General features: G+C 33.2%; 18 protein-coding genes. 10 read left to right on the forward strand and 8 right to left on the reverse strand.

What is annotated here, in order from left to right:
- Entirely contained in the window at nucleotides 1-609 is a 609-nt protein-coding gene (locus tag G4L40_RS09275; RefSeq protein ID WP_166236919.1) for an FAD-dependent oxidoreductase, read from the forward strand.
- On the opposite strand, the gene G4L40_RS09280 is transcribed toward G4L40_RS09275, so the two are convergent.
- Genes G4L40_RS09280 through G4L40_RS09290 form a run of 3 tightly spaced genes read right to left on the reverse strand, consistent with a single transcriptional unit; the run spans nucleotide 610 to nucleotide 3,204 of the window.
- Nucleotides 610-2,181 (reverse strand): S41 family peptidase, encoded by a 1,572-nt coding sequence (locus G4L40_RS09280; RefSeq protein WP_166236920.1) that lies wholly within the window; start codon nucleotides 2,179-2,181, stop codon nucleotides 610-612.
- A gap of 1 nt (nucleotide 2,182) precedes the next feature.
- The gene (locus G4L40_RS09285; RefSeq protein WP_166236921.1) at nucleotides 2,183-2,611 is read right to left on the reverse strand and encodes a deoxycytidylate deaminase; all 429 of its coding nucleotides are present in this window, start codon (nucleotides 2,609-2,611) and stop codon (nucleotides 2,183-2,185) included.
- Nucleotides 2,611-3,204: a HupE/UreJ family protein gene (locus G4L40_RS09290; RefSeq protein WP_166236922.1), complete on the reverse strand. Its 594-nt coding sequence runs from the start codon at nucleotides 3,202-3,204 to the stop codon at nucleotides 2,611-2,613. Before G4L40_RS09290 ends, G4L40_RS09285 begins: the two co-directional genes overlap by 1 nt.
- Before the next feature lie 137 nt (nucleotides 3,205-3,341).
- Here G4L40_RS09290 and G4L40_RS09295 point away from each other — a divergent pair, with 137 nt between their 5' ends.
- Nucleotides 3,342-3,776, forward strand: coding sequence for a tellurite resistance TerB family protein (locus tag G4L40_RS09295; protein WP_166236923.1), 435 nt, complete (start codon nucleotides 3,342-3,344; stop codon nucleotides 3,774-3,776).
- 73 nt (nucleotides 3,777-3,849) lie between these two features.
- Here G4L40_RS09295 and fbp read toward each other — a convergent pair whose 3' ends face one another.
- Entirely contained in the window at nucleotides 3,850-4,857 is a 1,008-nt protein-coding gene (gene fbp / locus G4L40_RS09300) for a class 1 fructose-bisphosphatase (RefSeq protein ID WP_166236924.1), read from the reverse strand.
- 113 nt (nucleotides 4,858-4,970) lie between these two features.
- On the opposite strand from fbp, the gene G4L40_RS09305 reads away from it, so the two are divergent.
- The 8 genes from G4L40_RS09305 to G4L40_RS09340 all read left to right on the forward strand — a co-directional run bounded on the left by G4L40_RS09305 (nucleotide 4,971) and on the right by G4L40_RS09340 (nucleotide 15,687).
- Entirely contained in the window at nucleotides 4,971-5,447 is a 477-nt protein-coding gene (locus G4L40_RS09305) for a GNAT family N-acetyltransferase (protein ID WP_166236925.1), read from the forward strand.
- Between the two features lie 9 nt (nucleotides 5,448-5,456).
- Complete coding sequence (locus G4L40_RS09310; RefSeq protein ID WP_166236926.1) at nucleotides 5,457-6,710, forward strand: aspartate kinase; 1,254 nt, start codon at nucleotides 5,457-5,459, stop codon at nucleotides 6,708-6,710.
- Nucleotide 6,711: 1 nt separating this feature from the next.
- A complete protein-coding gene (locus tag G4L40_RS09315; protein WP_166236927.1) occupies nucleotides 6,712-7,263 on the forward strand; it encodes a hypothetical protein in 552 nt (183 codons plus the stop codon).
- A 107-nt stretch (nucleotides 7,264-7,370) separates the two neighbouring features.
- On the forward strand, nucleotides 7,371-10,775 hold the full coding sequence (locus G4L40_RS09320; protein ID WP_166236928.1) for a hypothetical protein: 3,405 nt from the start codon (nucleotides 7,371-7,373) through the stop codon (nucleotides 10,773-10,775).
- Between the two features lie 64 nt (nucleotides 10,776-10,839).
- A complete protein-coding gene (locus G4L40_RS09325; RefSeq protein ID WP_166236929.1) occupies nucleotides 10,840-14,286 on the forward strand; it encodes a T9SS type B sorting domain-containing protein in 3,447 nt (1,148 codons plus the stop codon).
- A complete protein-coding gene (locus G4L40_RS09330; protein ID WP_166236930.1) occupies nucleotides 14,286-15,044 on the forward strand; it encodes an enoyl-CoA hydratase/isomerase family protein in 759 nt (252 codons plus the stop codon). Before G4L40_RS09325 ends, G4L40_RS09330 begins: the two co-directional genes overlap by 1 nt.
- Complete coding sequence (locus G4L40_RS09335) at nucleotides 15,041-15,223, forward strand: hypothetical protein (RefSeq protein ID WP_166236931.1); 183 nt, start codon at nucleotides 15,041-15,043, stop codon at nucleotides 15,221-15,223. The genes G4L40_RS09330 and G4L40_RS09335 overlap by 4 nt, the downstream gene beginning before the upstream one ends.
- A gap of 11 nt (nucleotides 15,224-15,234) precedes the next feature.
- Complete coding sequence (locus G4L40_RS09340; RefSeq protein ID WP_166236932.1) at nucleotides 15,235-15,687, forward strand: 6-pyruvoyl trahydropterin synthase family protein; 453 nt, start codon at nucleotides 15,235-15,237, stop codon at nucleotides 15,685-15,687.
- A gap of 45 nt (nucleotides 15,688-15,732) precedes the next feature.
- Here G4L40_RS09340 and G4L40_RS09345 read toward each other — a convergent pair whose 3' ends face one another.
- From G4L40_RS09345 to G4L40_RS09360, 4 genes are all read right to left on the reverse strand, one after another.
- Nucleotides 15,733-17,607: an OmpA family protein gene (locus G4L40_RS09345; RefSeq protein WP_166236933.1), complete on the reverse strand. Its 1,875-nt coding sequence runs from the start codon at nucleotides 17,605-17,607 to the stop codon at nucleotides 15,733-15,735.
- An 18-nt stretch (nucleotides 17,608-17,625) separates the two neighbouring features.
- Nucleotides 17,626-18,546: a PorP/SprF family type IX secretion system membrane protein gene (locus tag G4L40_RS09350; RefSeq protein ID WP_166236934.1), complete on the reverse strand. Its 921-nt coding sequence runs from the start codon at nucleotides 18,544-18,546 to the stop codon at nucleotides 17,626-17,628.
- A gap of 57 nt (nucleotides 18,547-18,603) precedes the next feature.
- Nucleotides 18,604-24,411: a T9SS type B sorting domain-containing protein gene (locus G4L40_RS09355; RefSeq protein ID WP_166236935.1), complete on the reverse strand. Its 5,808-nt coding sequence runs from the start codon at nucleotides 24,409-24,411 to the stop codon at nucleotides 18,604-18,606.
- A gap of 137 nt (nucleotides 24,412-24,548) precedes the next feature.
- On the reverse strand, nucleotides 24,549-25,352 hold the full coding sequence (locus G4L40_RS09360) for a TIGR00266 family protein (RefSeq protein ID WP_166236936.1): 804 nt from the start codon (nucleotides 25,350-25,352) through the stop codon (nucleotides 24,549-24,551).
- Between the last annotated feature and the right edge of the window lie 8 nt (nucleotides 25,353-25,360).

The following is a 25,360-nucleotide window of genomic DNA, read 5'->3' on the forward strand; positions in this document are numbered from 1 at the left end:
ATGTTTGATGTTTTAATTATTGGAGCTGGCGTTTCAGGTGTTTCTTGTGCATTAGTACTAGGTTCTGCAAAAAACAAACCATTTGCAAGTGATAAGAAAATAGGAATTATTGCCCATCAAAAAGCATCATCACTTCAAAATGCTATTTTTAATAACGCATACGGAATTTCCGCAGGAAAATTAGGAAGTGAATTGTTAGACGAAAGTTTGGAACATTTATCAAAATCGTATCCTCATGTTTTACAAATCGAAGATGAAAAAGTACTTTCGATTGCTGGTGAAGCTGGAGATTTTATGGTTACTACCAATAAATCAAATTATCAAGCTAAAATCATAGTTATTGCTGTTGGGGCTGGAAATCCATTTACAATTGAAGGAATGGAATCGTTTGTAATTCCACATCAAAAAATTGCTCCTGAGAAAAACAGAATTCAACTAAAAAACAATGATCATTTAGTGGCTGAAGGAATTTATGTGGCTGGTGTATTAGCAGGGCACAGAAGTCAACTATCAATAGCCGCAGGAAGTGGTGCCGCTGTTGCAACCGACATTTTGAGCTTGTGGAATAATGGAAATCACACGATGGTTCATGATGCTATTGGGAAGTAATTACCTATTCAAAACCTTATTTAACATCAAATCTTCTTTCAGTAGTAATTGATAATATTGTTTTTCATCAAACAATTGGTGCACAAATTCAGCATGAATATAATGCAATGTTTTTTCTTTTTGATTATCTAAATTTAGCATCAAACCGCTTGTCGCAATATGTTTTTTGAATGCGTTAAAATAATTGTTATTTTGGTGTACTTCTTTTTTAATTTCTTCAATTGACATTTTGGCAAACTTATTTCTGTTTTTGTCAATCTGTTCAAAAACAAAATAATTCACAAAACCAGATTGCAACATCAAAGTGGTCATCTCTTCTCCATGTTTTCCTTCAAAAGGCACAAAAACATCGGGAATAATTCCACCACCACCATAAACTGTTCGTCCTTTTTTAGTTTTAAATTTTAAACTATCTGCTATTTTTGTTTTGTCTTTTTCATATAATTCGCCACTTTCAAAGCGCTTTTCAAATTCGTTAAAATAGTTTTCCGCTTTGTCTTCATATGGCTTTTGAATCGAACGTCCAGAAGGTGTGTAATATCTTGCAACAGTTAATCGAACTGCAGAGCCATCTCCAAGCGGCATTTCGCGCTGTACTAATCCTTTTCCAAAAGAGCGTCTTCCAACAATAGTTCCTCTATCATTATCTTGGATGGCACCCGCTAAAATTTCACTTGCAGAAGCGGTGTTTTCATTAATTAAAATGGTAACTTTTCCTTTTTCAAAAATTCCTTTTTCAGTAGCTAATGTAGTATCTACTTTTCCTTTCTTGTTTTTTGTTTTAACTATAAGCTCTTTATTTTTCAAAAATTCATCTGCAATTGCTACAGCCGATTCTAAATAACCACCGCCATTATCTCGTAAATCGATGATAATCTCTTTTGCTCCTTGCTTTTTTAATTGCGATAATCCTTTGAAGAATTCATCATAAGTGGTTTCTGCAAAACGATTTACTTTAATATAACCCGCTGTTTTAGAAACCATGGTTGCAATGTCAACACTTTTTATGGGAATAACGTCGCGTTTTACATTTACTGCAAATTTTTTGTTTTCTGACTTTCTAAAAACGGTTAATTTAATTGTAGAACCTTGCTCACCTTTAAGTATTGCAAAAAGACTATCTGTCGAAATTTTCTTGTTGTAAAGTTGCAATCTATCCGCAAAAAGAATTCGGTCACCAGCTTTGATTCCTACCTTTTCTGAAGGTCCAAAAGCTATAGGTTTAATAACGGCTAGCGAATCATTATACATATAAAAATTTACACCAATCCCAACAAAATCACCACGCATACTTTGTGTAATTGCATCTAAATCACTTTTAGGAATATATACAGAATGTGGATCTAGTTTCTCAAGAATTCCATTAACAGTTAAATCTACAATTGAATCGGTATTTAAACTGTCAACATATTCCTTTTCGATAAAATCAATCAGTTTATTCAGCTTATTTTTATTGCTATTTCGACTGAAAAGACTATTATCAGTCGAAGAATTAAGTTTACTTCCCAACAACAACCCTATTGCAATAGCTACTGCAATAACAATTGGAAAATATACTTTATTCATTTTCATATCAATCTAAATCTTCGATTAATTCTACTTCAACACCTGCTTTTCTTAAAAAATCAACCCCAGATGTATCTTTATACTCATTGTGATACACCACTCTTTTTATTCCAGATTGATGGATTAATTTACTACAATCTTTACAAGGAGAAAGTGTGATATATAATGTTGCATCTTCACATGATTGAGTAGAACGAGCCACTTTTAAAATCGCATTAGCCTCAGCATGAAGTACATACCATTTAGTAACATTATGATCGTCTTCACAACAATTTTCAAATCCAGATGGAGTACCATTGTATCCATCTGAAATAATCATTTTGTTTTTAACAATAATTGCTCCTACTTTTTTACGTTGACAATAGGATAAATTTCCCCATTCTTTAGCGATTCTCAAATAAGCTTTATCGTATTTTTCTTTTTTTTCTTTTTTCATTATCTGTTCCAAATTTCGCTTTCAATTAGCATTGGCAAAACTACGCCAATTATAAATGCTGACATCACTAAAGCCCAATCTCTTTTAGAAAATCTAAAAAATGTTTGCACAATGTAAGATAAAATTAACACTACTAGAACCACAATTACTTGAGCGGCTTCAATACCTACTGCGAATTCCAACAATGGTAGTAGTTTGTCGGTAGCATTTCCTGGTAAAATTGTTTTGAAGTAATTTGAAAAACCTAATCCATGAATAATTCCAAAGAATAAAGTCACTACAGCCACAAAAGTAATACTTTCATTTTTTGAAGATTTACCAGCAGTAAACAGATGAAAAACAGCTGTTATTAAAATGGTTATCGGAATTAAAAACTCTACCAAACTGGCCTGAATTTGAACAACTCCATACACAGAAATTAACAAAGCTAATGTGTGCCCTAATGTAAATAAAGAGACTAAAATTAAAACTTTTGTCCAATCTTTAAAGGCATAAGGTACCATTAAAGCAATCAAGAACAAAACGTGATCATAGGCATTAATATCTAAAACATGCTTAAGACCAATATTGAAATACAACCAAAATTCTGACATAACAATACTATTTATTGGGGAATTCAAACTTACAATTTATTTTTAGAAATTGATAAAATCTTTCAGAAAACCTTGTGAAATTGTTTCCGAAAAAAAGATTTTTTGTGTAATTTTGCACAATATAAAAAACAATCAACATGTCAATTTCAGATTTATTCGATAGTGGTTTTAGAAATAGAAATAAAGGTCACTTTTCAGCAATTGTAAGAGTAGCTTTGTCTGACGGAGCAATTTCTCCAGAGGAAAAACAATTTTTAGACAAATTAGCTATCAAATTAGAAATTTCTCAAGCAGAATATGAGGAAATTTTAGAAAATCCTTTAAAATACCCTGTAAATCCACCATTAATGCATACGCACCGTTTAGAGCGTTTATACGATTTAGCAAGAATGGTTTACACAGATGAGCATGTAATGGCTGAAAAAGAGCATAATTTATTAACTCGTTTTGCTTTAGCCCTAGGATTTACAGCTGGTAATGTAAATTATATTGTAGACAAAGCATTAAAATTAGTAGATATGAATGTAGATTTAGACACATTCACTTACGAAATGCAACACATGAACAGATAATTCAACTGTTTTAAAATATAAAAGCACAAATTCTAATGAGTTTGTGCTTTTTTTATTTTATTATTCAAAGAATTTACTTCGCCTTTGCCATAAATTCTTCTGCTTTTTCTACCATTTCTTTGTTTCCACAGAAGAAAGGAACACGCTGATGTAATTCTGTTGGTTGAATTTCCATAATTCTTTTGTAACCATCAGAAGCTTTTCCTCCTGCTTGTTCGGCTATGAATGCCATTGGATTACATTCGTATAACAAACGTAACTTCCCATTTGGTGTTTTTGAAGTTGTTGGATACAAATAAATTCCACCTTTAATCATGTTTCTATGAAAATCAGAAACTAAACTTCCAATATATCTTGAAGTATAAGGTCTGTCACCTTCTTCTAACTGGCAATATTTAATATAATCTTTCACACCTTGTGGAAAATGAACATAATTTCCTTCATTGATAGAATAGATTTTTCCATTTTCAGCATATTTCATGTTTGGGTGCGACAAATAGAAAGTTCCGATAGCGGGATTTAATGTAAAACCGTTTACACCGTGACCAGTTGTATAAACCAACATGGTAGAAGTTCCATAAATCACATAACCTGCTGCCACTTGATTTACGCCAGGTTGCAAGAAATCTTCAATAGTTACCGGTGTTCCAACAGGTGTAATTCTTCTGAAAACTGAGAAAATTGTTCCTACCGAAACATTCACATCAATGTTTGAAGAACCATCTAGTGGATCCATCAAAACGACATATTTGTTATTGTGTGAATTATCAGAACCAGCAACGGTGATAAAATCGTCATTTTCTTCAGAACCAATTCCACAAACAATTTCACGATTAATTAAGGTTTGAATAAAAACCTCATTCGCGTAAACGTCTAATTTTTGTTGATCTTCCCCTTGAATATTTTGCTCTCCAGCGGCACCAACAATATCAACTAAACCTGCTTTATTTACTTTATAATTAACTACTTTTGCAGCCAATCGAATTGAATTAATAATACGCGATAATTCTCCCGTTGAGTACTGAAACGAATTTTGATGTTCAATAATAAATTCGCCTAATGTTCTATTTCTTTCTTCCATTACGAAAACGTTGTAGTTGTGTTTGTGGCACAAATATCGTGAATTTTGTTAAAAGACCATATTAATTTGAAAAGATGTTTAACTTAATTTTACTTTTGTAAAAAAAAATAAAAATGATCATTCGAAAAGCCTTCAAAAAAGATATGCCATCTGTATTAGAATTGATACAAGAATTAGCTATTTTTGAAAAAGAACCTGATGCAGTTGTGGTTACTGCTGATGATTTGGTTCGAGATGGTTTTTCAGAAAATCCGCTTTTTCAATGTTTTGTTGCTGAAGTTGATAGCGAGATTATTGGAATGGCTTTGTTTTACTATCGTTATTCTACTTGGAAAGGGAAAACCATTCACTTAGAAGATTTAATTGTAAAAGAAAACAAACGTGGAACAGGTGCCGGATTTGCCCTTTACAAAGAAATTATCAAACAAGGAAAAGCCGAAAATGTCCGCCGAATCGAATGGAATGTTCTAGATTGGAACACACCAGCCATCGATTTCTATGAAAAATCAGGCGCAAAAGTTTTAAGTGATTGGCGTGTGGTACAAATGGATGACAAAGGAATTGAACAATTTTTAAACACAACTATATAATTCTTAAAAATGAAAATTTTTAAATTTGGAGGCGCATCGGTTAAAGATGCCGAAGGCGTAAAAAACGTATTACAGGTATTAGAAACAGTAGGACATGAAGATGTTCTAATTGTAATTTCAGCAATGGGAAAAACCACTAATGCTTTAGAAGTAGTAATCAAGAACTATTTTGAAAAATCGAAAGAATTGAATGCTTCACTTCAAGAAGTTCGAAAATACCACAACCAAATTTTATTAGATTTATTTGAAGACGAAGAACACGATGTGTTTTTTGATGTAACTGCTCATTTTGATGATTTAGAATATTTTATCCGCAGTAATAAGTCACCAAATTATAGTTTTGTTTATGACCAGGTAGTAAGCGTTGGAGAATTAGTTTCAACAACCATTGTAAGCCATTATTTTAATTATAAAGGTTTAAAAAACAATTGGATTGATGTGCGCCCATTAATCAAAACCGACAATAACTACCGTGATGCTCAAGTAGATTGGGAAGCAACTCAAAAACTAATTTCAAAAGGAGTTAAAAAGAAAACTTTAAATATTACACAAGGATTTTTAGGTTCGGATGAGAATAATTTCACCACAACTTTAGGTCGTGAAGGTTCGGATTATACCGCTGCGATTTTTGCGTATTGTTTAGGTGCGGAAAGCGTTACCATTTGGAAAGACGTTCCTGGAGTTTTAAATGCCGACCCAAGATATTTTGAAAATGCAGTTTTATTGAACCAAATTTCATATAGAGAAGCGATTGAATTAGCTTTTTATGGGGCCTCAGTAATTCATCCAAAAACCTTACAACCATTACAGAAAAAAGAAATTCCATTATATGTAAAATCGTTTGTAAATCCTAAATTGCCTGGAACTAGCGTTTCAAAAGGAGCCGATTTAGAACCACACACGCCTTGTTTCATTGTAAAGAAAAACCAGTTATTATTGTCGTTATCGTCTATTGATTTCGATTTTATCATGGAAAATCACATTAGTGAGATATTTGCTTTGTTTTCGAAATACAAGATCAAAGTGAATTTAATTCAAAATACAGCAATTAGTTTCTCAGTTTGTATTGAAGACAAATACAACACCTTTGAAGAATTGCGAAAAGTTTTGGCTAAAAAATTCAAAGTTTCATATAACGAAAATGTGTCGCTTTACACCATCAGACATTTTGATGAAAATGCTGCGAAAGTGGTAGAGACAAACAAAACAGTATTGTTACGTCAGATTTCGAGAGAAACTATGCAGGTGATTACGAAGGAGTAATATGAAAGAAGTATTAAAACGTTTAAATTGGAAACTTATCCTTGTTCACTTTATAGCGACATGGTTTTTCATACACTCTTTTTATATACTATCTTATTTACACGACATTGAATTTACAGAATTCATCATGAAAAATAGAAATCATACACCTGTTTTTGATGAAATCCCATTTGACACAAAAAGAATGAGTAATTTTTTTATGGTAACTGGAATTTCTAAATTCATTGGTTTATTGGTTGCTTTTATGATTTCATTAAGCATTTCAATATACAGAAAATGGTTTTGGTTAAATTCGGTTTTTGTATTATTAATTACTTATACTTTTTTTAAGTTAGATTTTTTACAATGGAATTATTTAAAAGTTGTATTCAGATTTATCGGTGGATTTATGCCTAATATAACTTTAGATGTATTAGTTGATGGTTTAGTGATGCTTCTTTTAGGATTAATTATTTTCTTCTCTAAAAAATCGTCTCAACTAATAAATTCTAAAAAAACATATAATTCTCGCACAATCTTGTCATTCCGAAGCATGAGGAATCTCTCAATGTGATGTTTCCTCGCGTCAACATGACAAGATTGTGTTTTACTTTTCGGGAAAATAACGCAAAAGTTTCCAACAATAAATACTACTTTTGAAGATTCGGAGTTATAGTATTTATGCAAAAAATTGTTTTTTTAGCGGGATTTCTATTGTGTTTTTTGAGTTGTTTTGCTCAGGAAACATTGCAATTGTATCCAACTAAAAAAATTGCGTTTTCAAAAGACACGATTTCGATTGAAAAATTCAGTTTAAATAATTCCTTTTTTGAAATTAAAGACAAAAATGGAAAAGTCATTGACACCAGTTTTTACAAAGTAAATTTCCAGAAAGGAACCTTAGTTTTTACCAAAGAAATCAACACTTCTGATTCTCTAATTGTTCGCTATTCGAAATTTCCGGAATTTTTAACCAAAACTTACTCTATTTACGATGACGACAAAGTGGTTTCAAACGAAGCTGGAAAATTAGTCGTTTTCAAAAAAGACAAGAACACCAAATTCAAACCTTTTGACGGATTGAATACTTCGGGAAGTATTACACGTGGCGTTACAGTTGGAAACAATCAAAATACGGTGGTGAATTCAAATTTAGATTTGCAAATCACAGGAAAAATTTCGGATAAAGTGAGTTTGCGCGCTTCCATTCAAGATAGTAATATTCCCTTGCAAGAAGGTGGTTATTCGCAAAAACTGGATGAGTTTGACCAAATTTTCATCGAATTATTTTCGGATAAATGGAACATTCGCGCTGGAGATTTATTTCTGGAAAATCGAAAGTCTACTTTCTTGAATTTCAACAAAAAAGTGCAAGGTTTAGCCACTCGCTTCACTTTTGGAACACCTGATAAAAAAACCGAAGTCATTGCTTCTGGTGCTTTGGTTCGTGGACAATATGCCCGAAGTTCGTTCGTTGGACAAGAAGGAAATCAAGGTCCGTATAAATTGCGCGGGAATAATAACGAATTATACGTTTTAGTGATTTCAGGTTCGGAACGCGTTTATGTTAATGGAATTTTGAAAACTCGTGGCGAAAACAACGATTACATCATCGATTATAACGCTGGAGAAATCATTTTTACCTCATTATTTCCAATTACTTCCGAAATGCGAATCAATGTTGAATATCAATATACCGATAGAAATTTTACTCGTTTTATAACTTACGGAGGGATTTCGCACGAACGAGAAAATTGGCAAATTGGCGGTTATGTCTATTCGGAAAGTGATGTGAAAAATCAGCCATTGCAACAAAATTTATCTTCGGAACAAATTGATATTTTGCAAAACGCCGGCGATGATATTTCACAAATGAATGGCCCATCAGCGTATTTAGACACGTATTCCGAAAATAAAATTTTGTACAAAAAAGTGATTATTGGCACTGTTGAAGTGTTCGAATATTCAAATAATTCAACAGACGAATTGTACAATGTTCGATTTTCGTTAGTGGGAAATAATCAAGGAAATTACATTTTATCCAACAATCAAGCCGTTGGAAAAATTTATGAATATGTAGCGCCAATAGCGGGAATTCCGCAAGGAAATTATGAACCGATTGTAAGATTGATTGCGCCGACAAAAATTCAAATGGCAACAGTTTTAGGAAAATACAATCCGAGCGAGAAAACACTTTTAGATTTTGAAGTAGCATTAAGTAACAACGACCAAAATTTATATTCGAATTTAGACGACAATAACAACAAAGGTTTTGCTGGAAAATTCAATGGAAAACAACGCCTTTTTGACGGAAAAACCAAGATTGATGTGTTTGCGAATTATCAATTGGTGCAAGAAAATTTTAAAACCATTGAACGTTTGTACAACATCGAATTTAATAGAGATTGGAACATTACTTCGACTTTATTAGGCAATCAAAGCTTTTTGACTTCGGGATTGGATTTTAATTTCAACAATAAAGGAAAAGCGATGTATCAGTTTGAAAATTTAGCCTTTGGCGATGCTTTTTCGGGAAACAAACACACTTTATCCGGAAGATATGCTACCAAAAACTGGATGATTTGGAGCAATTCAAGCATAATGAAAAGCGATTCTGAATTTTCCAATTCATCTTTTGCTCGAAGTCAAAATCGTTCGTCTCATAAATTGGGTAAAAATTGGGTAGGTGCAACGGTGAATTTAGAAAATAATTCGGAAAAACTGAAGGCAACAAACACTTTTTCGGCCTTGAGCCAACGTTTTTTAGAATATGGTACTTTTGTAGGAAGAGGGGATTCGACTAAAGTTTATGTGGAATTAGGGTTTTTACAACGTCAGAATGATAGCTTGCAAAACAATCGCATTGAGCGCGTGAATCATTCGAATTCGTATTACTTGAAATCGCAATTAATCAAAACCGAAAAAAGCAATTTGAGTGTGTTTTTGAATTATCGTACTTTAAAATATGAAGATTCAAGCTTAAAAGACGAACCTTCGTTAAATTCACGAATTTTGTATTCGGACAGATATTTTGGGCAATTGATTCAAACTACAACAGCTTATGAAACCAGTTCGGGAACAATTGCGCAACAAGAATTTACCTATTTGCAAGTAGAACCTGGACAAGGCGTTTACATGTGGAACGATTACAATGGCAATGGAATTCAGGAATTGCAAGAGTTTGAAATTGCTCCGTATTCAGATTTAGCGATTTACGTTCGGGTATTTTTACCGAATCAGGTTTTTGTTCGAACGCATCAGAATAAATTTTCGCAGGCGTTGAATTTCAACTTTAATCAATGGCAAAATGAGACTGGTTTTAAAAAATTTGCATCACATTTTTACAATCAAACTTCGTTTTTAATTGAGCGAAGAATTCGAAGAGACGGCTCTAATTTCGATTTGAATCCGTTTTCAAAAAATGATGATGAGTTGATTGGTTTGAACACGAATTTTAGAAATAGTTTGTTTTTTAATCGCGGAAAACAATATCATTCCACCACTTATTCTTTCTTAATTAACGAAAGTCAAAATTTACTTTCTGTGGGAAGTGTTGCCGCTAAAAATCAATCGCATCAGTTGCAATACCAGCATTTGGTAAAGAAAAGTTGGTTGTTTAATTTTTCGGGAAGCACTACTTCAACCGAGTCTACTTCTGAGAATTATCCAAATAGAAATTTTGAGATTGAAAGTTATCAAGTAGAACCAAAAATTGGCTATTTGTTTTCCAAAAATGCGAGTTGGGATATTTTTTACGAATTTCAACAAAAAGAAAATCAAATTGGTGCTTTTGAAACCTTAAAACAAACTCGATTAGGAACCTCATTTACCTTCAATAGCGAAAAAGGATTTAGCATGAATGGCGAGTTTTCGATGTATAACAATTCGTATGATGGAAATGCCTTATCAGCAGTAGGATTTCAAATGTTAGAAGGCTTGCAACCAGGAAAAAATCAAACTTGGCGTTTACTTTTACAGAAAAATTTGACCCAATATTTAGACATTAATATTAACTATCAAGGCAGAAATAGTGAAACTAGTAAAACGATTCATACTGGAAATATACAATTAAGAGCGTTTTTTTAGTTAATATTTAGATTAATTCTACATTTCTGTTTAATTTTACAAGCTATCCCGATAAAAAAGAACTATGTTAAAAAGAATATTGTTTTTTCTGATTATAATTTCAAATGTATGTTACTCGCAATTAAGTAATAAACATTGGTTACCACCTTTGCATTCTAGAGTGAGTACAGTTGTTCAAGAACACTACATATATTTGTCGACTCCAGAACCTATTCCATTCCAAGTAACAATAACCACTGGAAATGGTTCTCCAATTTCAGGCTCACCTTTTACAATATCTCAAGGAAACCCTGTAAGAGTATACATTAACAATCAACAACCATCTTTGATGTTTTTAGATGCAAACAATTTGAATATGGTTGTGAACAACAAAGGATTAATTTTAGAAGGACCTAAAGAATTTTATGCAAGTTTTAGAGTAAAATCTACTAATCATGCTGAAACATTAATTTTGAAAGGGAGAGATGGTCTTGGCACAGAATTCAGATTAGGAAGTTTACCACAAGCTTATTTAGGAGACGCTAGAAATTTTGTTGCTAGTTTCATGGCAACAGAAGACGATACCGAAATAGATGTATCTGGTTATAATACAGATGTTGTATTTCATTCTGCTGGAAATGATATACTTTCAAATACACAAAATTTTACATTAGATGCCGGACAAGTAGTTGTTCTTTCGGGATATTCTGATGTCGCAGCAAATCTTGATGGTTTTGTTGGTGCACTAGTTACTTCAAATAAACCAATTGTAGTTAATTCTGGAAACAGTTTAGCAGGTATGGGAACACCAGAAGATGGACAAGATTTTACTTTAGATCAAATAGTGCCTGTAGAAAAAGTAGGCACGGAATACGCATTAGTAAGAGGAAATGGAAGTAACTTATCTGAATATCCCCTAGTTATTGCTACTCAGGATAATACACAGATTTATGTGAATGGAAACACTACTCCATTAATAACATTAAACGCAGGACAATATTATTTAGTTCCTAACTCGCTTTATCAAGGAACGAATAATAAAAACATGTATATTACTAGTAATAATGCAATTTATATGTACCAAATTATTGCTGGAAGTATTAGTGATGCCACAAATGGATTGAATTTCATACCGCCATTAAGCTGTTTTTTTCAAAAATCAGTAGACTTAATACCTAGTATCGATCAAATAGGCACAGTTATTTACGATAGTGATGTTATAGCAATAACAACAAACACTGCTGTATTATCAATTAATGATACACCCGTAACATCTTTACCTGAACCTCTAATTGGTAATAATACATGGGTAACATATAAAATTGAAAATCAAACCGGAGACACTAAAATAACATCAACAGGTCCCTTGGCCGTGGGAGTTTTTGGTTATAGTGGTGTTGCTGGATTTGGCGGATATTATTCAGGATTTGGAAGCACACCTCTAGATACAGATGTAACAATATGTTCTAATGAAACAATTAATCTTTTTGATGCAATTAATGGAAATCCTGAATCAGGTGGAACTTGGACTAGCCCACCTGGTGGAAACCCAATCGTAAATGATATTTTTAATCCATCACAAAATATTGGAGGAGATTATTTTTACACTTTTAACAAAATATGTGATAGTTCATCTCTTGTTATTACTATTAAAGTTAATGTTACTATTGAAGTAGCTCCTTTTGTTGGGACAAGTAGTTCAATTTCTATTTGTGAGAATGATTCTTTGATTAATTTATTCGATTTATTAGGTCCAGGTGCAGTTTCAGGTGGAAATTGGTCACCAAATTTAAGTTCAGGAAATGGCATATTTAATCCAAGTATTGATTCATCTGGGATATATACCTACTCAATCGCAGGAACAGGAATTTGTGAATCATCTTTTGCTGAAATTAATGTAACCAAAAATTTAATCCCTCAAATCTCACCTATTCCAAATTACGAATTATGTGATAATAACTCTGACGGAAACGACACAAATGGATTTGTTACTTTTAATTTAACATCGAAAGATTTAGAAGCGCTAGGCTCTCAAACTGGAGTTGTTGTAACATATCATACAGATCCAAACGATGCTCTCCTTGGTCAAAATGCTATTACATCTATTTATACTAATGATAGAATTATCTATGTAAGATTAACCAATACAGCTACAAGTTGTTTTAATACCACTTCGTTCAATTTAGTCGTAAAACCATTACCTTCAGTAAATTCTATTGTCACATTAAAACAATGTGACACTGATACCGATGCGGTCACTGATTTTAATTTAACTCAAGCAAATACTATTATTTCTGCTGATTTAACAAATACTTTTACTTATCATAATAGTCAATCAGGAGCAATAAATAATACAGATTTAGTAGCTAATGATATTTCACACACAGCAGCTAATGGAAGTATTGTATGGGCACGAATTACTAATACTTTAGGATGTTTTAGAGTTGCTCAAGTTAATTTAACAGTTTCTGCAACAACAATTCCGCAGAGTTACACTTATACTATTGAAGAATGTGATGATTATATAAACCTAGCTGACACTGACACTGACGGAATAGATTATTTTAATCTTACAGCAATTGAACCGATGTTAACCGTGCAATTTCCTGTGGGACAATCTTACACATACTCATATTATTTAAACGAAGCTGATGCAATTAGCGAACAAAATGCAATCACTACTTTTTTAAATTTTAGAAATACTATTCCTGACAACCAAACTATTTGGGTGCGAATTGAAAGCAATCTATATGAATGTGCCGGATTAGGACCGTTTTTAAAATTAATTGTAAATCCATTACCAGATGTTAATTTAGGTGAAAATTTTGCGCTTTGTCTAGATCCAGTTACGGGCATTGGTTCTCAAATTGTTGATGCAACACCTGCTACATCTGGAAATTATTCTTATGCTTGGACTCCAATAAATCCATTAGGAAATTCACCTTTTTATAACATAACAGCAGCAGGCACTTATTCTGTTGTAGTTACTAATACTATTACTAATTGTCAAAACTTTGATACAATTCTTGCTACTTTTTCTTCAGAACCTGCAACATTTGATGCTAATTTAATTACTCCTGCTTTTTCTAGCGGTTTAGCAACAATAGAAGCAATTGCTACTGGTGGATTTGGAGTTTATGAATATAGTTTAAATGCCATTGATTGGCAATCTAGCCCAATATTCTCTGATTTAGAAAACGGTACTTACACTGTATATGTTAGAGATATACAAGGATGTGGATTGTTAACTTCAGGTGAAATTCAAACAATAACATATCCTAATTATTTTACACCAAATGCAGATGGATTCAACGACACATGGATTGTTAGACTACCAACTGAATATTATGGAATAATTTCTATTTATGACAGATATGGAAAATTAATCAAACAAATCAGTGCTAATGGAAATGGTTGGGATGGAACATATAATGGAAATTTACTTCCTTCTACAGATTATTGGTTCAAGGTAGAATATACAGAAAACAACAAACGTAAAGAATTTAAATCGCACTTTAGTTTAAAAAGATAATGGTAGTATCGGGTTCAATAAATACAATTATACAAAACGCTGTTGCGACCATAACATTTTCGCATCCAGCAAGTAATTCTTTTCCTAGCGAATTATTACAAAAACTAACGGATGAGTTTTATGCATTGGACAACAACAAAAATGTTGCTGTAATTATTCTTCAAAGTGAAGGCAATGGTGCTTTCTGTGCAGGAGCTTCTTTTGATGAGCTTCTTTTGATATCAAATTTTGAAGATGGGAGCAATTTTTTTTCAGGTTTTGCAAATGTAATCAACTCAATGAGAAAATGCTCTAAACTTATTATTGGAAGAATTCAAGGTAAGGCCGTAGGTGGAGGAGTTGGGTTAGCTGCAGCATGTGATTATACTTTCGCAACAGAAAAAAGTGATATTAAACTATCTGAAATAGCCATTGGAATTGGACCATTTGTAATTGAACCTGCAGTTAGTCGCAAAATAAGTAAAAGAGCTTTTTCAGAAATGACCTTAACACCAACCAGATGGAAATCGGCACAGTGGGCCAAAGAAAATGGTTTGTTTTCGGAAATTTTTAGCACAATAGATGAATTAGATGCAAGCTTAAATACATTTGTATCTGAATTATCTAGTTATAATATTGAAGCACTAGAAGAAATAAAAAAAGTATTTTGGGAAGGAACTGAAAACTGGGACAGTTTGCTCAATGAAAGAGCTGCAATTTCTGGAAGATTGGTTTTATCAGAATATACTAAAAAAGCATTACAAAAATTTAAAAAATGAGAAGTTTACTTATAGCTTTACAACAAGTTAATATTGAAGAAAAATTAAAAACAGCACCTGATGGAAATTATCAAGTTGGCGTTTTAATTGGCTCCTTTGTGCCTTTCATAGTTTTGGTTGGTTTAGCCTATTTTTTATACTATCGAGCTAAAAAGAAAGAAAAAAATCTAAATAACTAACAATTATACTGATGTCAAAAATTAGAATCACCAAACAATTTAGTTTTGAAACTGGTCATGCTTTATTTGGTTATGACGGGAAATGCAAAAATGTTCACGGACACAGCTACAAACTTTCTGTAACAGTGATTGGATCTCCAATAGCTGATACTACCAATGTAAAATATGGTATGGTTATAGATTTTGGTGATTTAAAAAAAATTGTAAAAGAACAAATTGTTGATATATTTGATCACGCTACTGTTTTTAATAAAAACACCCCACATGTTGAATTAGCACACGAATTAAAAACACGCGGTCACCATGTAATCTTAGTTGACTATCAACCCACAAGTGAGAATATGGTTATTGACTTTTCTAATAAAATTAAAAACTTATTACCTGAAAATATAAAATTACACTCATTAAGGCTACAAGAAACAGAAACTTCATTTGCGGAATGGTTTGCAAGTGATAATGACTAAAAAAAAGCCTCGCAAATGCGAGGCTTTTTATATTTATTCTTAAAACTATTTCTTTACAATTAAGAATTCACTTCTTCTATTTTGAGAATGCTCTTCTTCAGTACATTTATCACATGTAACTTTAGGCTCGCTTTCACCAAATCCTTGTCCAGAAATTCTATCCTTAGCAATTCCTTTAGAAACTAAATATTGAACTGTAGATTTTGCTCTTCTATCTGATAAGTTCAAATTATATTTATCACTACCTCTACTATCTGTATGAGATTTTGCAAAGATTACCATCGTTGGATGTTCGTTCATCACTTGAACTAACTTGTCAAGTTCAGTAGCTCCTTGCTGAGTAATATTACTTCTATTAAACTCAAAATAAATTGGCTGAAGTATAACTTCTTTTTCAGTAATAATTGGCATGATTGGTTTTAGGGTCACATCAACTTTAAAATCATCTCCTATTGCATCACTTGGAATGTTAACATTAAAAACTTCACCTTCATAACCAGATTTAGAAACTTGACCAACGTATGAAGTCATACAATTAAATTGAGAAATAGAGTTTCCATTAATATCTGTCGTCGAATTAGATAAAGTTTTTTGCTTATCATCCATTAAAACAACTAAAGCCCCTTCAATTTCTTTACCAGTAACTTTATCTCTAACTATTGTAATTGCTCTAAAATTACAAACAGGATCTGCTTTGTAAATATCATCATTCCCTGCTCTATTACTAGAAAAGAAACCAACTTTTTTACTTGTATTATAAGTAAATGAAAAATCGTCTTTTTCTGTATTTACAGGAGCTCCAACATTAATTGCATCGGTTCCTTTGTTTAAATCAATTTTAAAAACATCTAAACCACCAAATCCTTGTTTTCCATTTGATGAAAAGAAAAGAACATTATCATCAGTAATAAATGGAAAACTTTCATTTGCTTCAGTGTTAACTTTTGCTCCTAAATTTTCAGGAGTTCCATATTCATCTCCATTAACAGAAACCTTCCAAATATCTTCTCCACCAAAACCACCTGGCATATTTGAAGAAAAATATAAAGTTTTACCATCTTTACTTATACTTGGGTTTCTTACGTCGTATGCCGCATTATTAAAAGGTAACGGTTTACCATTTGACCAAGAACCTCCAGCATTTGTAGCTTTATAAAGATAAATTTTGCCGAATTTTGCTTTCTTTTCTTTATCCTTTGTATACTCCTTTTCGTTGAAACTTTCACTACCATAATACATTGTATTCCCGTCTGAACTAATAGAAGCGGGACCATCATGCCATTTTGTATTCAAGTTATCAATAGCAACAGCTTCACTTATTGTACCATTTGCGTTATAAGTAGCTTTGTATAAATCTAAATATGGTTCTTCATTCCAATTGCTATTTCTTCTTGAAGTATTTCTAGCACTTGAAAAATAAACGTTATTATCATTAGTCAATACAGCACCAAAATCAGTTTTATCACTACTAATGTCTGATTTTACAACATCGTATAATTTCGACTGATTTTTTAAAGTCGGTAAATAGTTAGGATTACTTGAAAAAGTCTTAGCTCTTTGATCGCTTGGAGCTAAACTTGCAAATTGTCTCATTTGCTTATCTGCTTCCGTGTAATTTCCCTCCGCCTTTAGCATTTGAGCATACTTATAATAAGTTTCTGCGTCTTGTTTTTGCTCAATTGCTTTCGCATACCACTTTACAGCTTCTTTTGTATTAAAAACGTTGTAATAACTATCTGCTAATTGTTTATATACGTAAGTATCTGCTTTACCACTTTCAGTAAGTTTTAAATACTCTTTAGCTGCATCTACATACTCGTATCTATCGAATAGTTTGTCTGCAACTTTGGTGTCTTTGTTTTGTGCACTAAGTAAACCACTTGCGATTACAAAACTCAATGTTAAATATATTTTTTTCATGTCGTTATCGCTTTTAGGTTAGAAAAATCTTGGTGAACTTGATACTTTTTTCGGGAAGTTCAAATCAAACAACAAGATAATCTCATGTGAGGATGGAGTTGTTACATTCAAATCCGATACTATATGATCATATGCATAACCTAATTTAACATTAGGGGTAATTGCATAGTTTACCATAGCTCCAAAACTATCATCTAAACGATATGTTACACCTGCTTCAAACTTTTGATTGAATAAAAAGTTTGTAGACAAATCTAAAGATGAAGGTGCATTAAATGCAGATTTTAACATGAAGAAAGGTTTGAATTTGATATTTTCAGAAACATCAAATACATAACCTCCAGTTAAAAAATAATGTGAGGTTTCAGAACCAAATTCTCTTCCATTAAAATCTAAATGCTTTGACTTAATCATATTTGGAACAGATAATGCTAAATAATACTTGTTTGTATAATAGAAAAATCCAGCTCCCATATTCAAGTAAGAATTATTTGTATCTTCTGAAAATGCTGGGTCATTTGGCTGAGGAAGTGTATTATAAATATCACTATACAAAGCAACATTGTGTAATGTTATACCTGTTTTTAAACCGAATGCTAATTTATGTTCACCTCCTAAATTTAAAGTATAAGAGAAATCAGCATAAATATTATTCTCTTCAACTGGTCCAATTTTATCAGAAATAACAGATAATCCTAAACCTACATTTTTACCTACTGGCGCATGACCTGATAATGTTGCAGTTGTAGGAGCATCTTCAATTTCTACCCATTGCTTACGATACAACATACCGATTGATAAATTTTCTTTACTTCCTGCATAAGCTGGATTGATAACATTCATATTATACATGTATTGTGTATAATGTGGATCTTGTTGTGCGTGTAAATCCACTACGGTGGCAATTACTACTAAAGCTACTAAATATAGTTTCTTCATTATTTTTGATTTTTAAAGCTGGCTGCTTCAAAGTTTGAAGCAGCCTACTTTTTTTAATTATTGCTCTCTATTAATATATACCCAACCTGTTTTTGCAGGTAAGTCGTTAAATTCTATAACATAATAGTAAGTTCCATCTGGAAGCTCGTTTCCATTGTCTGATTGACCATACCATTCGTTTTCATATCCAGATTTGCTATAAACGATTGTTCCATAACGGTTGAATATTTCAACTTTTCTAATATCATATCCTGATAAATCCCATGTGTCATTTTTAGTATCATTGTTTGGAGAAATTCCTTTAGGTATTTCACAATTTATAACAACAACATCTAAAGTAGTAGATGAAGCACATATTGATGCGTCAGGAGTAAATGTATAAGTAGTAGTCCCTACAACTGAGGTATTAATAGCTACTGGAGACCATGTTCCCGCATAACCTTCAATTGAAGTTGCTGGTAAAGTAACATCTAAAGAACCAATACATAAATCAAGAATAGGATTAAATGTTGGAGTTTCTCTATTAATTACGGTAACTACTAACGTTCCTACTGCCGCACATTGCCCTGCATCAGGAGTAAATGTATATGTAGTATTGCCAACTGTTGCACTATCAATAGTTGATGGAGACCAAGTACCTGTATATCCTTCTACAGAAGTAGCCGGAAGCACAGGAGGAGTAGAATTCTCACAAACATCACCAAGACTATTGAAAGTAGAATTATTAAGCGGTGAAATTACAATATTTGCTGTACTTGAACCAGCGTTGGTACAATTAGCAGCATCAGCAGCAACTGAATAAGTAACCACATAAGAACCTACTGTACTATTTGATAAATCAATTTCACCCGTAACACTATTTATCGCTAAACCAGTTGTAGATGAATATGTACCTCCATTAGCAAAACCAACCGCTGAAGTATCAGGTAAAGGATTAGTTGTACTAGAAATACAAACAGGAGTAGTATATGAGAATGTAACTACAGGATTTGTATATACAACAGGGTTTATTGTAAATGTTAATGGTTGAGAAAAACATCCTGTCATTAAATCATGAGCTACTAAAGTGTGAGTTCCTGGTGCAACACCTGTAAATGTAACACTAGATTGAGTTGTTGTTCCGTCTAAAATATATTCATAATTAGAAACATACAAACTATAGAAACCAACATCTCCATAAACTTCAGGATCTAAAGCTGTCCAATCTGCAGGATTCCAAGTTGTTGAAGGTAATGTTGCTGAATTAAGTCTTCTATATACATATCCCACACCATTACTTGGAGTAAATGGAGTTCCATCTGAAACACCCCAAACATCAAGTTCTACATCTGCAATTGTTGCCAGAGCAATTTTGTCATTATTATTTACACCATTACAAGTAGTATATGTTAAATCTGGTACTATACCTGTTATATTAGCACTGTTACTCAGTTTTACTACTACAACATCATTGTTTGCAATTGTTCCACTTAAAGTAATATTACAAGCTGCAGATGGTGTTGGACTACCATTAGTCATTACTCTTAACTTATAATTCGCTAAGTTTTTAGCACTTCCTGTACCGTTATAAATTTCCACGTAAGTTAATGAACCTGTTTGTGCATCGGTTACCTCAGAAATAAACAAATCTGATGGGAAATTTAATTGTAAATTAAGTGGTGAAACCACATCAAAAGTTGCTGTTTGGTTAGAACATACTGGTTGAGCCGTTACATTAATAGTTGGAACAGCAATAGTAGTAACAACTACTGTTGAAGTCTGAGTAAGTGGCACTGTACAACTTGCACTTGCAACACTAGTTAAAGCAACTACTACATCAGCAGCTGGAGTTACTTGAGTAATTGTGTAAGTACCTGTAGCACTTAAAACAGCTGTTTGAGCAATTCCTCCGTTGATTGTATATGTAACAGTCGTATTTGGAGTTCCTGTTATTGTAAATTCAGCATTTCCAATACCGATACAAATATTTCCATCTACTGCAGCAATAGAAGCTGTAGGTAATGGATTAACCACAACTGTATATGATGTTCCTAATGTTGTAGTACAAGCTCCATTATTAATTTGACTTAATGCTAAAACAACATTTCCAACAGCAGGATTATTTACAGTAATTGTAGCCACACCTGTTCCATCCACATTTAACACTAATGGAAGACCAGCGTTTATTGTGTAATTAATTGTTGTATTTGGACTAGATGTTATTGTAAATACAGCATTATTTCCAAAACAAACTGCTGGATTAAGTACACTCGTTATAGTTGGAATAGGATTAACTAGAACTGATAAAGTTCCTGAATTATTAACACATTGTCCTGCAGCAGGAACAAAGTTTAATGTATATGTACCTGCAACTGAAGAATCGAATGTTGTAACAGGATTACCTCCTAATGTCCAACTTCCAGGGAATCCTTCAATTGAAGTTGATGGTAAAGTAACTGTATCACCAACACAGAAAGGTCCAATTGGCGCAAAAGTTGGAACATAAACAGGATCTACTAATGTTATTTGAGTAGCACTTGTAAATGTACATCCATTAACTACAAAGCTAAAGTTATTATAAACTCCTGCATTAAGACCAATTAAATTAATTTCCCCTGAAACGTTAGCCGTATAATTTGCTGGGCCTACCACTACAGTATCATCTGAATAAGTAACACTGTAAGTAACATTTGGAGTAAATCCACTAATTGTAATTGTACCTTCTGTACCATTACAAGTGGTTGGATTAGTAGAAGCAAATACTGGGTTAGACTGTATAGAGAAAGTAGCTGAATAATTTGCTCCTGCATTGTTAACAAATATAGTATCATCACATTGAGCAGGATTATCATTATCTCCAGTAACATCAAAGAAAACTTCAATTCTATAATTTCCTGGAGCAAATGTTGTTAAATCAACTGGAGATTCTGAATCAGATAATATTTCTTGCCATTTTTGATCTCCTGGGTCACATGAACCTCCTGTAGGGAATGTTCCAGCACCACAGTTATCAAAGAAAGGTAAATTTATTACTGTAAACGCTCCTGGTGTAGCAGAAACTTCATAAACTCTATAATTTAAACGAGCACTACAAACGTTTGAAGTTGCTGTTTTAAATGTTTTTAATTCAGCACCTCTAAAAATTAAATTTCCAGAATTTTGAACATAGTTCCCTAAATCAGAACTTGGAAACACATTCGCAATAGGACCGATAATATCAGTACCTGAACCTGTAATATTGAAGAAATCTCCATCTGTTGCAGAATTTGTACAATTTTCAATCCAAGCTGCAGTTGCAAAAGCATTAAAGCTACAAGTAGCTAATACCTCAACATAAACTGAATTTGTAGTAGCACATTGTCCTGCATCTGGTGTAAACACATAAGTTCCAGAAGCTGTATTACTAACTACTGCTGGCGACCATGTTCCTGTAATACCATTATTTGATGTTGTTGGTAATACTGGCGCTACATCTCCTGAACAAATTGGAGAAGGCGCAATAAAAGAAGGTATTGTTTGATCTAAAACGGTTACATCTAAACTAACAACTGTTCCACACTGACCTGCAGTCGGTGTAAACACATAAGTTGCAGAATTCAGATTGTCAACAACCGCAGGTGACCATGTTCCTGTAACACCATTGTTAGATGTTGTTGGTAAAACTGGCGCTGTATCTCCAAAACATATTGGAGCTGGTTGTGTAAATGTTGGTGTCACTACATCTAAAACAGTAATTACTGTTGATTTAATAGTAGAACACAATGCATTTGTATCTGTTGATTGAACTGTAACTGTGTATGTTCCAGGAGCTGGAGGTGTAAACACAACTGAAGTTCCTGTTAAAGCACTTAATCCAGTAGCTGGAGACCAGTTGTATACTCCATTACCTCCACCTGCTGTAAGTGTTAAGGTTTGACCCATACACATAGTTGGAGTATCAGGTGTTAAAGTTACATCCGTAATTGCAGAACCTCCTGATGTTAATGTTACTGAATAATCACAAACTGCCCCTGCAAAACCATCAATCATCAAGAAATAGTTTTGTCCTGGAATTAGTCCTGTAAATGTCAAAGCATTCAATCCTGGTGCCATATTTCCAAAACAACCCAAACTTGTTACTGCTCCAGAACCACAAGTTGGAGTAGTAAATATCATAAATTGAATTCCACTTCCATTAGTACAGTTTCCAACATTAACATTCATCGATATTGATGTTGATGCCGCTTGGAATGTTAAGAATGAGTTATTTTCAATAGAACCACAAAATGCAGTATCTAAAGCACCCCAAGAATCGTCTCCATATGTTGATGAAGTGTTTCCACAATAACCATCTAAGTTACATACTGGTGCAGCAGTTGCACAAATATCTCCAGCTGGAGTTGAACCATTACATCCTGGAAACAATGTATTAAATGCTCTTGGTCCTGACCAAAAACTTACTCCATCTGTAGCGCCACAATCTGATAACACATAAAATTCTAAAGCTGTATTTGGAGTTAAACCTGTAACAGTAAACGGATTTGTAGTAGCTGTTATTATTGTAGAACTTCCTGTAGGATAACCTAAAACAACTGGTTGAACCACAATTTGCCATCCACCTACTGGAGGAGTAACATTGTTATCAATCCATGATAGAGTAGCACTATCAGAAGTTATATTTGTAACAGCAAGTCCTGATGGTTGCACACAAGCCGGCGGAGGCCCACATGTTACATTGGCTGTCCAACCTGGATTTGTAACCGAAGTATCACTTCTAAACACAAATGTTAAACAACCAGAAGGATGAGTTGATGTAAATGGTCCTGGAACAGTTGTTCCCCACCAACCACCTGCTAATCCTCCAGGTACATTTCCAGCACCATTTGTACTTGCAATTAATGGAGAGGCAGTAGATGGCCCATCATAAACATATAATGCATCCCAAGTTGCCTCAGTATTAAAAGATGTAAAAAGAACAGTTACCATATCTCCTGCTGTAGTAGGACATATTGTTGTTGTAATATTTTCACTATTTGAATAAGCTCCAGAAACCCCTCCTGAATCTATAAAGTTACCACCACAACCAGGTGGGAGAGCAGAAGTTTGAAAATTACCAACTGCAGACCAAGCACTTGGATTATCTGCCGCACATAATGTTCTTACATAAAAACTATAATTTGTTAACGGGTTAAGCGGAGATATTACAAAGTTTGTATTAGTAGCCGCAGAAACTATTGTTCCTGTACCTTGTACAAAACCAGCTGGTCCATATTCAATTTCCCATGGCCCCGTATTTGGACTTGTCCATGATAAAGATGCTGAAGTAGCTAATGGCGTTGCAGTTAACGCCGTATTAACTTGACAAATTGGATCTAGATTAATATTATCTACCAACCATCTATCTCCATTGTCATTTTCCATAACAAAAGCGATATAAACATTTTGACCCGCATAAGCACTTAAGTTTACAAATTTTTGTTCATAAACGTTATACGTTGTCACTAAATCAGCTTCTGTCCAAGTTTGAACAGTAGTAAAAGAACCTGCTGTAGTTTGTGAAGTTGTAGAAACCCTAATGGTATAAATACTACCAAAGTTTCCGTTTTGTGTTTTTCTTGTGTAGAAACGCAATTGTCCATTAGCAGGCACTGTTGTTATTGGCGATACTAACCAATCTAAAGCAGTTGTACCATCAGTAACATTTTCTCTGTTCAAAAATGCTGCTTTTGCTCCTGCATAAACTAACGAAGCATTTGTCGTCTCATTCCACTGTTGAGCTAATCCAATTCCATTGTCGAATCTAGCCCAACCTGCTGGCGGGAAAGATGCATTTTCAAAACCTTCAGGAAACTGTGCATAACTGAAGATTGTGAAGAACGACATGAAAAAAAGTAAAAGTTTTTTCATTATGTTATTTTTTTGTTATGGTTTGATTAATTTCTCAAAATTAAATAAATCATATCAAAAACAAAACTCTATCGATTAAATGATGTCTTTTATCGATAAATTACACATAATAATACCCAATTGTTACAAATAACTTATTAAAACCTGTTATCACCATCCAACATTCTACCCAAACCACCTAACAGACTCCCTTCTTCTCTACTACCTCCTCCTGCTTTTGGAGCTGAAGCTATTATTCTATCTGCTAAACGAGTAAACGGTAAAGATTGAATATAAACTATCCCTGGACCACGCAAAGTTGCAAAGAAAATTCCTTCTCCTCCGAAGATTGTATTTTTGATACCTCCTACAAATTCAATATCATAATCAACATCTTTGGTAAACCCTACTAAACAACCTGTATCAACTCGTAATAATTCGCCAGCTTGCAATTCTTTTTTTGCTAAAGTTCCTCCTGAATGTACAAAAGCCATACCGTCTCCTTCAATCTTTTGCATGATAAAACCTTCCCCACCAAACAAACCTGTTCCTAATTTTTTAGAAAATTCAATTCCTACAGCAACACCTTTAGCAGCGCATAAAAAAGAATCTTTTTGACAAATAAACTTTCCTCCAAATTGTTGCAAATCAATAGGAACAATTTTTCCAGGATAAGGAGAAGCGAAAGATACTTTTCTTTTTCCCATATCAATATTTTGATAGGCAGTCATAAACAAACTTTCACCCGTTAAAACACGCTTTCCTGCCGATAAAAGTTTTCCGAAAATTCCAGATTGTTGATCTTGACTATCATCACCAAAAATAGTTTCCATCTTGATGCCGTTTTCCATCATCATGAAACTTCCTGCTTCAGCAACAACAACTTCTTGTGGGTCTAATTCAATTTCAACATATTGCATTTCCTCACCATAAATATGGTAATCTATTTCATGTGCTTTCATATTCTATA

It is taken from the genome of Flavobacterium celericrescens, assembly GCF_011392075.1.
In the GTDB taxonomy this organism is placed as follows: Bacteria; Bacteroidota; Bacteroidia; order Flavobacteriales; family Flavobacteriaceae; genus Flavobacterium; species Flavobacterium celericrescens.

Excerpts from the sequence above, each read along its gene's own strand:
- G4L40_RS09275 (WP_166236919.1), top strand. The coding sequence starts at position 1 with ATGTTTGATGTTTTAATTATTGGAGCTGGCGTTTCAGGTGTTTCTTGT.
- G4L40_RS09280 (WP_166236920.1), bottom strand. The coding sequence starts at position 2,181 with ATGAAAATGAATAAAGTATATTTTCCAATTGTTATTGCAGTAGCTATT.
- G4L40_RS09285 (WP_166236921.1), bottom strand. The coding sequence starts at position 2,611 with ATGAAAAAAGAAAAAAAAGAAAAATACGATAAAGCTTATTTGAGAATC.
- G4L40_RS09290 (WP_166236922.1), bottom strand. The coding sequence starts at position 3,204 with ATGTCAGAATTTTGGTTGTATTTCAATATTGGTCTTAAGCATGTTTTA.
- G4L40_RS09295 (WP_166236923.1), top strand. The coding sequence starts at position 3,342 with ATGTCAATTTCAGATTTATTCGATAGTGGTTTTAGAAATAGAAATAAA.
- fbp (WP_166236924.1), bottom strand. The coding sequence starts at position 4,857 with ATGGAAGAAAGAAATAGAACATTAGGCGAATTTATTATTGAACATCAA.
- G4L40_RS09305 (WP_166236925.1), top strand. The coding sequence starts at position 4,971 with ATGATCATTCGAAAAGCCTTCAAAAAAGATATGCCATCTGTATTAGAA.
- G4L40_RS09310 (WP_166236926.1), top strand. The coding sequence starts at position 5,457 with ATGAAAATTTTTAAATTTGGAGGCGCATCGGTTAAAGATGCCGAAGGC.
- G4L40_RS09315 (WP_166236927.1), top strand. The coding sequence starts at position 6,712 with ATGAAAGAAGTATTAAAACGTTTAAATTGGAAACTTATCCTTGTTCAC.
- G4L40_RS09320 (WP_166236928.1), top strand. The coding sequence starts at position 7,371 with ATGCAAAAAATTGTTTTTTTAGCGGGATTTCTATTGTGTTTTTTGAGT.
- G4L40_RS09325 (WP_166236929.1), top strand. The coding sequence starts at position 10,840 with ATGTTAAAAAGAATATTGTTTTTTCTGATTATAATTTCAAATGTATGT.
- G4L40_RS09330 (WP_166236930.1), top strand. The coding sequence starts at position 14,286 with ATGGTAGTATCGGGTTCAATAAATACAATTATACAAAACGCTGTTGCG.
- G4L40_RS09335 (WP_166236931.1), top strand. The coding sequence starts at position 15,041 with ATGAGAAGTTTACTTATAGCTTTACAACAAGTTAATATTGAAGAAAAA.
- G4L40_RS09340 (WP_166236932.1), top strand. The coding sequence starts at position 15,235 with ATGTCAAAAATTAGAATCACCAAACAATTTAGTTTTGAAACTGGTCAT.
- G4L40_RS09345 (WP_166236933.1), bottom strand. The coding sequence starts at position 17,607 with ATGAAAAAAATATATTTAACATTGAGTTTTGTAATCGCAAGTGGTTTA.
- G4L40_RS09350 (WP_166236934.1), bottom strand. The coding sequence starts at position 18,546 with ATGAAGAAACTATATTTAGTAGCTTTAGTAGTAATTGCCACCGTAGTG.
- G4L40_RS09355 (WP_166236935.1), bottom strand. The coding sequence starts at position 24,411 with ATGAAAAAACTTTTACTTTTTTTCATGTCGTTCTTCACAATCTTCAGT.
- G4L40_RS09360 (WP_166236936.1), bottom strand. The coding sequence starts at position 25,352 with ATGAAAGCACATGAAATAGATTACCATATTTATGGTGAGGAAATGCAA.